Source organism: Shinella sp. M31 (genome assembly GCF_049199205.1).
Lineage (GTDB): Bacteria > Pseudomonadota > Alphaproteobacteria > Rhizobiales > Rhizobiaceae > Shinella.
In genome coordinates this window covers 1-11953 of the sequence record NZ_JBLZPH010000004.1, presented here as the reverse complement: position 1 = coordinate 11953, position 11953 = coordinate 1, and the positions used below count along the sequence as shown (strand labels likewise).

At 64.0% G+C, this 11953-nt stretch carries 10 protein-coding genes and 2 pseudogenes; 8 read left to right on the top strand and 4 right to left on the bottom strand.

What is annotated here, in order from left to right; genetic code table 11:
* Window positions 1-20: 20 nt before the first annotated feature.
* The gene (locus tag ACOZKU_RS00555; RefSeq protein ID WP_244762290.1) at window positions 21-953 is read right to left on the bottom strand and encodes a substrate-binding domain-containing protein; all 933 of its coding nucleotides are present in this window, start codon (window positions 951-953) and stop codon (window positions 21-23) included.
* 123 nt (window positions 954-1076) lie between these two features.
* Window positions 1077-2051: an ABC transporter permease gene (locus ACOZKU_RS00550; protein ID WP_421577201.1), complete on the bottom strand. Its 975-nt coding sequence runs from the start codon at window positions 2049-2051 to the stop codon at window positions 1077-1079.
* A 207-nt stretch (window positions 2052-2258) separates the two neighbouring features.
* Between ACOZKU_RS00550 and ACOZKU_RS00545 the strand changes: the two genes are divergently transcribed.
* The 5 genes from ACOZKU_RS00545 to ACOZKU_RS00525 all read left to right on the top strand — a co-directional run bounded on the left by ACOZKU_RS00545 (window position 2259) and on the right by ACOZKU_RS00525 (window position 7396).
* Window positions 2259-3068, top strand: coding sequence for a transketolase (locus tag ACOZKU_RS00545; RefSeq protein ID WP_314091746.1), 810 nt, complete (start codon window positions 2259-2261; stop codon window positions 3066-3068).
* The gene (locus tag ACOZKU_RS00540) at window positions 3068-4036 is read left to right on the top strand and encodes a transketolase family protein (RefSeq protein WP_421577199.1); all 969 of its coding nucleotides are present in this window, start codon (window positions 3068-3070) and stop codon (window positions 4034-4036) included. The genes ACOZKU_RS00545 and ACOZKU_RS00540 overlap by 1 nt, the downstream gene beginning before the upstream one ends.
* An 83-nt stretch (window positions 4037-4119) precedes the next feature.
* Window positions 4120-5589 (top strand): FGGY family carbohydrate kinase, encoded by a 1470-nt coding sequence (locus tag ACOZKU_RS00535; protein ID WP_421577198.1) that lies wholly within the window; start codon window positions 4120-4122, stop codon window positions 5587-5589.
* A 21-nt stretch (window positions 5590-5610) separates the two neighbouring features.
* Window positions 5611-6561, top strand: coding sequence for a sugar-binding transcriptional regulator (locus ACOZKU_RS00530; protein ID WP_421577196.1), 951 nt, complete (start codon window positions 5611-5613; stop codon window positions 6559-6561).
* A 49-nt stretch (window positions 6562-6610) separates the two neighbouring features.
* Window positions 6611-7396 carry an SDR family oxidoreductase gene (locus ACOZKU_RS00525; RefSeq protein ID WP_421577195.1) on the top strand — a complete coding sequence of 262 codons (786 nt, stop codon included), beginning with the start codon at window positions 6611-6613 and terminating at the stop codon, window positions 7394-7396.
* Between the two features lie 36 nt (window positions 7397-7432).
* Here ACOZKU_RS00525 and ACOZKU_RS00520 read toward each other — a convergent pair.
* Both ACOZKU_RS00520 and ACOZKU_RS00515 read right to left on the bottom strand, forming a co-directional pair.
* Window positions 7433-7759: pseudogene (locus ACOZKU_RS00520) on the bottom strand (SDR family oxidoreductase); the annotation flags it as partial.
* Complete coding sequence (locus tag ACOZKU_RS00515; protein WP_421577309.1) at window positions 7711-8052, bottom strand: GMC family oxidoreductase N-terminal domain-containing protein; 342 nt, start codon at window positions 8050-8052, stop codon at window positions 7711-7713. The pseudogene ACOZKU_RS00520 and the gene ACOZKU_RS00515, both read right to left, overlap by 49 nt.
* Window positions 8053-8537: 485 nt before the next feature.
* Between ACOZKU_RS00515 and ACOZKU_RS00510 the strand changes: the two genes are divergently transcribed.
* From ACOZKU_RS00510 to gnd, 3 genes and pseudogenes are all read left to right on the top strand, one after another.
* The gene (locus ACOZKU_RS00510; RefSeq protein WP_421577194.1) at window positions 8538-8951 is read left to right on the top strand and encodes a hypothetical protein; all 414 of its coding nucleotides are present in this window, start codon (window positions 8538-8540) and stop codon (window positions 8949-8951) included.
* A 208-nt stretch (window positions 8952-9159) separates the two neighbouring features.
* Complete coding sequence (locus ACOZKU_RS00505; protein WP_421577192.1) at window positions 9160-10689, top strand: DegQ family serine endoprotease; 1530 nt, start codon at window positions 9160-9162, stop codon at window positions 10687-10689.
* A 365-nt stretch (window positions 10690-11054) separates the two neighbouring features.
* Window positions 11055-11953, top strand: a pseudogene (gnd, locus tag ACOZKU_RS00500) (phosphogluconate dehydrogenase (NAD(+)-dependent, decarboxylating)); the annotation flags it as partial.

Sequence of the window (11953 nt, the reverse complement as noted above, 5' to 3'; positions counted from 1 at the left end):
CTTTCTGCTATGAGCCCGGATTACGGATGGCTCTTGACGAATTCCGGCGCGTTTTCGCAGGTCGTCAGCACGGCGTTCGGCGTCTGGCGCTCTTCCACCTTCTGGCCGGCTGCGACGGCGAGCGCGGATTCGACGGCGAGAACGCCCATCTTCTGCGTGCTCTGCGTCGCGGTCGCGATGAACGGACCCTTGCACTTGGCGAGGTATTCGAGTGCGGAGACGTCACCGTCGTAGCCGCCGATGATCACCTTGTCCGAGAGGTTGGCAACGTCGACGGCCTTGGCAGCCCCCATCGCGAGACCATCGGCCTGCCCGAAGATGATCGTGATATCGGGGTTCGCCTGCAGCATGTTCTGCGCGATCGTGAAGCCTTCGTCGGCCGACCACATGTTGCTCCACTGCTGGTCGACCAGCTCGACGCCCTTGTTCTCGTCGATGGCCTTCTTGCAGCCGGTGAAGCGATCGACTTCCGGCGTCGTGCCCTTCTGGCCGTGGATGATCGCCATCTTGCCCGCGCCACCGGCCTTGCCGATGATGTACTTGCAGACTTCGTAGGCGGACTCGACGCTTTCGCCGGCGATGAACGTGTCACCCGGCGCGCCCTCGGGCGTGCGATCGACGTTGATGACGGGAATGCCGGCTTCGCGGGCGAGACGGGTCGGGACGGCGGCAGCAGCGGCACCAGCCGGGATGTAGATGAAGGCGTTGATGTCCTGCGTCATCAGGTCCTGCACCTGGCTGACCTGGGTGTTGGTGTCGTTCTTCGCATCGACGACGACGACTTCGATGCCCTTTTCCTTGGCGTGCTTTTCAACGCCGAGCTTGATCTGGTTGAAGAAGTCGGCCTGCAGGTTCGGCACAGCGAGGCCGATCTTCTTGACTTCGGCAGCGGAGGCCGGAAGGGCGAGCACGGAAGCAGCGGTTGCCGCCATCAGCAGTTTGGACAGTGTCATGGTTTCTCCTCCAAGTTACCCGGCGGTGCCTGTCTCCCAGAACACCACCTTCCCTTTTGCCGATCCGCAGGATTGCGGACGGTTTTCTCTACCCCGCCGCTTGGGCCGCGGGGGTGAAAGTCGTTATTTGCGCTTGCGATAGGTTTCGGCCGTGACGGCAAGCACGATGACGGCCCCGATGATGACCTGCTGCATGAAGGGCGAGACGCTGAGCAGGTTGAGGCCGTTGCGCAGCACGCCGATGATGAGCACGCCGATGATGGTGCCGCCGATACCGCCCGTGCCACCCGACAGCGACGTGCCGCCGATGACGACCGCGGCGATCGCGTCGAGCTCATAGGAAACGCCGGAAGACGGCTGAACGGAGTCGAGGCGGGCGGCGAGCACCATGCCCGAAAGACCGGCCAGGAAGCTGCACACGACATAGACGAGCACGGTCGCACGCTGGACATTGATGCCGGCAAGACGCGCAACCTCGGCATTGCCGCCGATCGCGTAGAGCACGCGGCCGCCGTGACGGTAGCGCTGATAAAGCAGGCCGACGATGAAGACGACGACCATCACGGCGACGGTCAGCGTCAGGAAGCCGCCGAAACGCACGATGGCCATCATGTTGAACCAGGCGGGGAAACCGATGATCTGCTGGCCGTCGGTGATCATGTTCGCCAGGCCGCGCGTGATCGACATCATGGCGAGCGTCGCAATGAAGGCCGGCACGTTGAAACGCGTGATCAGAAGCCCGGCGACCAAACCGTTCAGCGACGCGACGAGCAAGGCGAGCGGGATCGCGATGCCCATCGGCACACCGGCCGTGACATTGAGATAACCGAGCACCATCATGGCCAGCGCCATGACCGAGCCGACCGCCAGGTCGATACCGCCGATCAGGATGACCATCGTCATGCCGACGGCCATGACGCCGAGCACCGTGACCTGGTCGAGCACATTCAGGAAATTGCGCACCGACAGGAACTTGTCCGTCGCAAAGGTGAGAAAGAGGCACAGCACGATAAGGCCGATCAGCGGCCCGGTGGCACCGCGCAGCGACGGCAACATGCCGCCGGCGAACCCCTGTCGTTCTTTCACATCCGCCACCATGAGCATTCCTCCCGGTCGTCCGCGGCTCAGCGTTTGTCTTCGAATAAATATTCATTACTGTGTGTAAATTCGTAACGCAACCCACCGAGGCCTGTCAAGGCGACGCTGTGGAATTTTTCGACCGTCTTTACCGCTATTTGCGCTTGACTTGAAATCAATTCATGCAAATATATCTACCAATGTATATTTATTCACAACGAGGATTTCATGCAGCCGAACGATCTCGACCGCATCGCTCGACAGATCCGCCTTCGCGATCTGCAAGCGGTTTTTGAAGCTGGCGCAGGCCATATCGGCGGCGAGATGTCGGCAATCGACATCCTGACCGCCCTCTATTTCCGCGTGCTCAGGATCTGGCCCGATCAGCCGAAGCATCCCGCCCGCGACCGCTTCATCCTGTCGAAGGGCCATGTGGCGCTCGCCCTCTATGTGACGCTGGCCAAGCGCGGCTTCATTCCGGAAGAAGAGGTCGCAACCTTCCTGAAGCCGCATTCGCGCCTCAACGGCCACCCGAACTGCAACAAGGTGCCGGGTGTGGAGACCAATACCGGCCCGCTCGGCCATGGCCTGCCGGTTGCCGTCGGCATCGCGAAAGCCGCCAAGCTGACCGGTGCCGCCTATCGTACCTATGTGCTGACGGGCGACGGCGAGATGCAGGAAGGCTCCAATTGGGAGGCCATCGCTTCGGCCGCGCAGTTCGGCCTCGACAACCTGACACTCATCATCGACCACAACCGCTTCCAGCAGGGTGCATCGCTGAAGGACACGAACAATCTCGCGCCTTTCCCGGCCAAGCTCGAAGCCTTTGGATGGGATGTCACCGAGATCAACGGCAACGCCATGGACGAGATCGTCCCCGCGCTCGAGAAGCGCGGCGCCCGCCCGCACTGCATCGTCGCCCACACCAACAAGGGCCACGGCATTTCCTTCATGCAGGACAAGGTCGACTGGCACCACAAAGTGCCCAATGCCGAACAATATAAGATTGCCGTCGCTGAGCTTTCGGAGACCCTGTGATGAACGCCGTAACGCCTTCCGCCAAACTTCACGATTGCCGTGACGCCTTCGTCGCCGTGCTGGAACGCCTGGGCGCTGAAAACCCCAAGATCGTCGCCGTCTGCAACGACTCCGTCGGCTCCTCCAAGCTCAATGGCTTCAAGGCGAAGTGGCCCGAACGCCTCGTCAATGTCGGCATTGCCGAGCAGGCGCTGGTCGGCGTCGGCGCCGGCCTCGCCAATGGCGGCCTCCTGCCCTTCGTCTGCGGCGCCGCCTGCTTCCTGACCGGCCGCTCGCTGGAGCAGATCAAGGCCGACATCGCCTATTCCAATGCCAATGTGAAGCTGATCGGCATTTCCTCCGGCATGGCCTATGGCGAACTCGGCCCGACGCACCATTCCATCGAAGACTTTGCCTGGACGCGCGTGCTACCGAACCTGCCGGTGGTCGCGCCCTGCGATTCCATCGAAACGGCCGCTGCCGTCGAATGGGCGGCATCCTATGACGGCCCGGTGTTCCTGCGGCTTTCGCGCGTCGGCGTGCCGGACCTGCTTCCGGAAGGCCATAAATTCGAGCTGGGCAAGGCCAACCTGCTGCGCGACGGCGACGCCATCACGCTGATCGCCAACGGCACGGTCACGCATCGCATGGTGAAGGCAGCTGCCATCCTCGCTGAACAAGGCATCGAGGCGCGCGTCCTCAACATGGCGACCGTACGCCCGATCGACGTAGAAGCCGTGGTGGCCGCCGCGCGCGACACCGGCGCTATTCTCACCGCCGAGGAACATTCGGTCTATGGCGGCCTCGGCTCGGCCATTGCCGAGGTCGTCGTGGCCGAAAGCCCGGTGCCGATGAAGATCCTCGGTGTTCCCGGCATCTTCCCGCCCACCGGTTCGGCGGAATTCCTGCTCGACGAATTCGGCATGTCGCCCGCCGGCATCGCCGAGGCCGCCATGGACTTGATCGCGCGCAAATCTTCCCGCACCTGATCGTGGGCGTCTAGATTTCGTGCCGGGCGCGGCAAGACCTCCCGATGCCGCGCCCTCCTCTTCTTCCGCCGACCGGAGCCGCCATGACGACCGCCATTCTCGCCATCGACCAGGGCACCACGAATTCGAAGGCCGTCCTCGTTTCCATGAGCGGCAATATTCTGGCGCGCGGTTCGTCTCCCGTTGGCATCGAGCATCCGCAGCCGGGCTGGGTCGAGCAGAGCCCGTTGCGGCTTTGGCAATCCGTGCAGGAAGCCATCGCCGCCTGCCTTGCGGCCGCGCCGTCTGTCGAAATCCTCGGCATTGCGATCTCCAACCAGCGCGAATCCGTTACCGTCTGGGATGCCGATACAGGCAAGCCTCTCGGTCCCGTGGTCAGCTGGCAGTGCCGCCGCAGCGCACCCGCTTGCGCCGAGTTGATTGCGGCGGGGCACGCGCCAAGGGTCCAGGCACTTACCGGCCTGCCGATCGATCCGATGTTCCCCGGCCCCAAGATGAAATGGCTGCTGGACCGCGTGCCCGCCGGAAGCAAGGTCCGGCTCGGCACGATCGACGCCTGGCTGATCCATTGCTTTACGGACGGCGCCGTGCACGCCTGCGACGCCGCCAATGCCGCCCGCAGCCAGCTTTACGATCTTAACGAACAGGTCTGGAGCGACGAGCTCTGTGATCTCTTCGGTGTGACGAAATCCACCCTGCCGGAGGTCCGTGACAGCGCATCCCGCTTCGGCGTCACGAAGAACGTGCCCGGCCTTGCCGACGGCATCCCGATTGCCTCCGCCATCGGCGATAGTCATGCCGCGCTCTTCGGCCACGGCGCCTTCAATCCCGGCGACGGCAAGGTGACCTTCGGCACCGGCTCGTCGATCATGACGACCCTGCCGCGCTTCATCGCCCCGCAACAGGGCGTCACCACGACCATCGCCTGGTCGATCGGCGGCCAGCCGACCTATGCCTTCGAGGGCAATATCCTCGTCTCCGCCGCGTCGCTGCCCTGGATGGCCGACATGCTCGGCCTTCCCGATGTGCAGGCGTTGACCGAACTTGCAGCAACCGCCCCCGCCGGCGGTCCCGGCTTCGTCCCGGCCTTCGTCGGCCTCGGCGCACCCTATTGGCATTCCGATGCCCGGGCGCTGTTTTCAGACATCACCTTCAATACGAGCCGCGCCCAGATGGCGCGCGCCGTGACAGACAGCATCGCCTTCCAGGTTCACGATGTCTTCAAGGCCATGTCGTCGCAATCGCCGACACCCCTTGGCCGTCTCTATGCCGATGGCGGGCCGAGCAAGAACACGTTCCTGATGCAATGCGTCGCCGATACGCTCAATCACCCCATCATCCAGTGCGATGCGCCGGAAGCGTCGGCCTTGGGCGCCGCCTATCTCGCGGGCCTGACGCTGGGCATCTGGCCGGACCTCGCGACCATCGCCACGCTGCCGCGCGCCGTGAATACCATCGCTCCAAACGTCTCCGATGCCGCGGATCGCCTGCTCGTCTGGCGGGACGCAATCTACCGCTCGACCGTCTCGGGTCCTTCCTCTATGAGTGAATAAAAATTCACACTTGGAGGCTTCATGGGACGGCTCAACGAGTTACGACTGATTGCCCGCATTGCCCAGATGTACCACATCGAGGGCAAGCGGCAGGCTGAGATCGCAGAGCTCATGCATATGTCGCAGGCCACCGTTTCACGCATGCTGAAACGGGCGGAGCAGGAAGACATCGTGCGCACGACGGTCATCCCGCCGGCCGGCACCTTTGCCGACCTGGAAACCGCGTTGCGCGAGCGCTATAGCCTGACCGAAGCCATCGTCGTCGACTGTTCGGAAGACCGGGACGGCGCGATCATGGCGCGCATCGGCGAAGCGGCCGCACACTTCCTCGAAGTCACCCTGCAGCAGGATGAAATCGTCGGCGTTTCGAGCTGGAGCCAGACGATCCTGCGCATGGTGGACAACATTCACCCGCTGAAAAACGCCAAGGCCAAATACATCGTCCAGATCCTGGGCGGCATGGGTGACGCCTCGGTCCAGACGCATGCGACGCAGCTGACCGCCCGTCTTGCGCGGCTGACCGGCGGCGAGCCACGGCTTCTTCTCGTGCAGGGCATCACCTCCTCGCGCGAAGCCAAGCTGGTCATGCTGGCGGACCCGGTGGTGCGCGAGACGATGGATCTTTTCGGCCGCCTCAGCCTCGCCATCGTCGGCATCGGCGCGGTGGAACCATCGGAGCTTCTTGCCCGATCCGGCAACACCTTTTCCCGCCAGGAAATGGCGATGCTGCATGAGGCCGGCGCCGTCGGCGAGATTTCCTATCGCTTCTACGACCAGGACGGCAAGCCGGTCGAAACGCCATTGAACGACCGCGTCATTGGCCTCTCGCTGGAGGAGTTGCGCAAAACCGCCCGCGTTATGGCGCTTGCAGGCGGAGAATCGAAAACCCAAGCCATCGCCGGCGCCCTGAAACTGGGCGTCATCGATGTACTCGTCACCGACAAGTTCACCGCGGCACGGCTCACGGCCTGATCCATCCCGGATCGGACAATGGCCTGCTGCGCACTATGGAGAAAAGACCATGACACGTTTTGCAGGCCAGACCGTATTCGTCACCGGGGGCAACAAGGGCATCGGCCGCGGTGTCGCCAAGCGCTTTGCCGAAGAGGGCGCGAAAGTCGCGATTGCCGCGATCGAAAAAGACACGGCGGACGCTGCCGCCGCGCTCGCCAAAGAGACCGGCGCTGACATTCTCGGCCTCGCGCTTGACGTGACCGACGCCAAAGCCGTGCAGGAGGCCTATGGCGAGGCCGAAGCCAAACTCGGCGCCATTTCCGTTTCCGTGCAGAACGCCGGCGTCATCACCATCGCCAAGGTCGAGAACCTGACCGAACGCGAATGGGACCTCAATCTCGACGTCAATACCAAGGGTGTCTTCCTGTGCTGCCAGGAGGCGATCCGCCGCTTCCGCGCCAGCGGCACGAAGGGCCGCCTCATCAACACAGCTTCCGGACAGGCCCGCCAGGGGTTCATCTACACCCCGCACTACGCCGCCTCGAAATTCGGCGTCGTCGGCCTCACCCAGAGCCTCGCCAAGGAACTCGCCCGTGAAGGCATCACCGCCAACGCCATATGCCCCGGCATCATCCACACGGAGATGTGGGATTATAACGACCGCGTCTGGGGCCAGATGCTCGGCGAATACGGCCCCGGCGAACTGATGGCCGAATGGGTCGAGGGCATTCCGATGGGCCGCGCCGGCACGCCGGCGGAGGTCGGCGCCCTCGTCGCCTTCCTCGCCTCCGCCGACGCGGCCTACATCACCGGCCAGACCATCAATGTCGACGGTGGCCTGATCATGTCGTGACACAACTCTCCATCGCTGGCCGCGCTCGCCGCCCGCTCAGGGATGATGGAGCACCGTCATCCCGCCATCAACCGTCAGGCAGGTCGCATTCATGAACGGGTACTCCTCCGAAATCATGAACAACGCGGCCCTGGCGATCTCCTCCGGCATCGCGATCCGTCCGCCGGGATGCAACCGCATCGTCGCCGCCTCCACCTCGGCCGAATTGGGGAAACTGTTCCAGTAATCGACAACCTTTTGTGTCCGTACATAGCCGGGCGCCAGCGCGTTCACATGCACGCCCTGCCCCGCATATTCGATGCCGAGCGCCTTGGTCATGCCGAGCAGCGCGTGCCTGGCAAGCGGATAGGGAAGGTCATGGGGCTGGTGTGGCCGAGATTGGAAATCTTGAGCGCGCCACCGACGCCGTGGAATTCGCCGGTCAGATGATCGTTATCCTCCTGCGCCTTGAAATAGGGCAAGAGGTCCCGGTACGACCAAGCACCGTCGTTTTTTGCCCCCGGAGCGGTGACGGCGGCATTCCAGCGATCATAATCCGCCGCCTGTCCGCGCATATAGACCATGGCGTTGACCGTGCTGCCGCCACCCAGCACCCTGCCCTTCGGCACGATCGGCCCGCGGCCGCCAAGCTGTGGCTGCGGTTCCGTGCAGTGCATCGCAAGACAGGTGTCATTGGCCAGAAACTTCATAGCGGCCCGCCGCGGCTATCTGAATCAGGACCATCAAGCCCTACTCGTCAGACAGACGCTCCGAAAGCGCTTTTCAATCCCGCAAGAATTCGCGCTTTGTTGTGGCCCTGAACGGCGAAGAGCTCGACGCACCGTCGATGGGCCAAGGCGCGGTGGGCGAAAGATTACAAATCCGTCATGCCGGGGATCGTTTACGCGCGGCGCATTTTTCGGCAAGCCTATGAATGGAAAGCCGTTTTTCGGACTTCAGTTCAGGAGAATTCCTCAATCCGGGCAATACTTTGGCAGAAATGCCGGCCGAAACTTTATTTAATTGTAACATGACCGGGGCCAGTCGGCGGGCTTATAGATGGTGACAGGCTGGATGCCGCCGGCGGGAAGCAACCGCGACGCGACGACACCGGACAGCCTGCCGGGGACGAAAATTCCCCATTTCATCGAGGATACGCATTATGCGCTCGACATTCAAAACCATCGCTTTCGCCACCATCGCGCTCTCGCTTGCCACCGGCGGCGCCTTTGCCGCCAGCGGGCACCAGGGCTCCGCCATCAACACGGGCGGACACGATTCCGAACCGCTCGTCCAGCCGACGCCCGCCATGGTTACGCCGACGCAGGTCCACAAGCCGCGTCTCAGCCAGATCCTCGCCGAAATCCGCGCGACCGACAGGAAGATCGAACGGGACGAGGCCATGCACAAGCTTTCGGCAAGCGCTGCACGCAGGTTCGAAGGGGAGGCCAGCAGCATCCGCAATCACGCCATGGCGGTTGCCGATATGCACAGGGGCGCAATCCCGAAGGCCACCTTCCTGCGCCTCAAGGGCGACATCCGCGAACTCAATCGGGATGTTCCCCGGATGAGCTGACGCCTCCAACCGGCGGGCGACCCCGCGCCCGCCGGACGAATTCCGCCGCCTCCGCTCTAGGGCCGGCGTCAAGGCTGGGCCTCGCCCTGGAGGCCGCCGCGATTTCCATCAACCACAAACGAGATCGGCCGCCCTGCACCTGCGGTCCGGTTTCGTGCGCTCCGGCGCCGGCGGAAGGCACCGAGGCGCCGAACAAAGGAAGACGACCATGACCAGAATTCTTGAAAAGCCCCGAGTTCTTCAAAGGTATCGTGTCGCAGCGCTTCTCGGCGTTGCCCTGCTGGTGGTGCCCGTGGCCGCCTCCAGCCTTCTCGGCACGCAGGTCGCGCAGGCGGCCGCGCCGCAAAGTTTCGGTTCGGCCCTTGCGGACGGCTCGTTTGCGGCCATCGTCTCGGCCGACAAGCCTGCCGTGGTCACCATCACGACCACGCTGAAGGCCGAGAACGCCTCCGCCGACGGCACCTCGCCCTTCGGCGGCGACAGCCCCTTCGACCAGCAGTTCCGCGACTTCTTCGGCGAGCGGCAGATGCCGGTGCCCGACCAGCGCCAGAGCGGCAAGGCCGAGGCGCTCGGCTCCGGCTTCGTCTTGACGCGCGACGGCTATATCGTCACCAACAACCACGTCATCGACAAGGCGAGCGCCATCAAGGTGACGCTCGACGACGGCACGGAACTGCCGGCCAAGCTCGTCGGGGCCGATCCGAAGTCCGATCTCGCCGTGGTGAAGATCGAGACGGACAAGCCGCTTGCCACCATCGACTGGGGACAGTCGGACAAGCTGCGCGCCGGCGATCCGATCCTGGCCATCGGCAATCCGTTCGGCATCGGCACGACGGTGACCGCCGGCATCGTCTCAGCGCGCGGTCGCGACCTGCACAGCGGCCCGTATGACGATTTCATCCAGATCGACGCGCCGATCAACCATGGCAATTCCGGCGGCCCGCTCGTCGGGATCGATGGAAAGGTGGTCGGCATCAACACGGCGATCTATTCGCCGAACGGCGGCAGCGTCGGCGTCGGCTTCGCCATCCCGTCCGATCAGGCGCAGACCGTCGTCGCCAAGCTGATGAAGGACGGCTCGATCGAACACGGCTTCATCGGCGTGCAGATCCAGCCGGTGACCGCTGATGTTGCCGATGCGATCGGCCTGACCAAGCCCGCAGGCGCGCTGGTGGCGCGGGTCGATGACGGCACGCCCGCCGCCAAGGCCGGCATCCGCTCCGGCGACGTCGTCACGGCGCTCGGCGGCAAAGCGGTAACCTCGCCGCGCGATCTCTCGCGCATGGTCGCCGATCTCTCGCCCGGCGAGAAGCAAGCGCTGACGGTCTGGCGCGACGGCGCCGACAAGGACCTGACGATCACCATCGGCACGAACGACGATGGTAGCGGGCAGGTTCTAGCCGATGCCGGCGGCAAGTCGGGCGAAGCCGGCCAGCGCATACCGACCATCGGCGTCCAGCTCGGCGACCTGACAGCGGACATGCGCCAGTCGCTCGGCCTGCCGAAGGGTGAAAACGGCGCCGTCGTCGAAGGTGTCAATCCGGACAGGCCGGCCGCCGATGCCGGCCTGCAACCCGGCGATGTCATCCTCTCGGTGAACCAGAAGCCGGTAAACTCGGCGCGCGAGGCGAAGAGTGCCTTAGCCGAGGCCGGCAAGGCCGGACGCAAGGCCGTGCTGCTGCTCGTCCAGCGCCAGGACGAACAGACATTCGTCACCGTGCCCTTCTCGGTGGGATAACAGGCAAAGACCGCGATACGACACCGCCTGGCTTTCACCGGGCGGTGTTCCTTACCCTCCTGCCACCCGTTCAGCCGTCGTTTTCGCTTCGCATCCTGCCTGACGCGCGAGCTGCACACCTGCCTCGCATCCCGCCTACCGAAGAACCAACTCTACAAGACGCATCGTCCCAACGCTCGTTCTGCTGACCTCACGGGAAGCTGCTGCGGCTCGACCTACCGGCCGCGGACCTGAAGCCCGGACAGAGTACAGTCTTCACCTTCTTCTGGCCGGAGAGCGGCCATTGGGCGAATATGGATGTCTCCGTCGCGGTCGGCGCGTCGGACATGCCTTGAAGAAGGCCGGCTTTCTCGAAAGGACACGCTATGCAGATCGGAATGATGGGACTGGGCAGGATGGGCGCGAATATGGTGCGGCGCCTGTTGCGTGGGGGCCATGAATGCGTCGTCTACGATATCAACCCCGCCAGCGTCGCGGCCCTGGTCGCCGAGGGGGCCACGGGTACCGCCTCGATGGAGGAATTCGTCGCCAGGCTCGAAAAGCCGGCCTGCGCCTGGCTGATGCTCCCGGCCGCGATCACCGGAGCGAATGTCGACAGGCTCGCCGCCGTAATGGCCCCCGGCGACATCATCATCGACGGCGGCAATTCCCACTATCACGACGCCGTGGACAAGGCCGAGCAGCTGCGCGCCAAGGGGATCGATTATGTCGATGTCGGCACAAGCGGCGGCGTCGGGGCCTGGAACGCGGCTATTGCCTGATGATCGGCGGGCCGGAGACGGCCGTGCGCCATCTCGACCCGGTTTTTGCAACCCTCGCCCCCGGCAATGCGGCCGCCGCTCCGGCCTTCAGCGAAAGCATGCGCACGGCGCATCAGGGATATCTCCATTGCGGGCCGAGCGGTTCTGGCCACTTCGTCAAGATGGTTCACAACGGCATCGAATACGGCATGATGGCGGCCTATGCCGAAGGCATGAGCATTCTCAAGGCCGCGAATGCGGGCAACAGGCCGCGCGATGTGGACGCGGAAACCAGCCCCCTGCCGAACCCGCAATATTACAAGTTCGACATCGACCTCGCGGCGGCCTCGGAAGTCTGGCGGCACGGCAGCGTCATCAGTTCCTGGCTGCTCGACCTGACAGCGGACGCCTTGAAACAGGACCCGCAGCTCTCCGCCTATGGCGGCCGCGTCTCCGATTCCGGCGAAGGGCGCTGGACGTTGAAGGCGGCGATCGACACCGGCGTTCCCGTGCCTGTCCTGTCG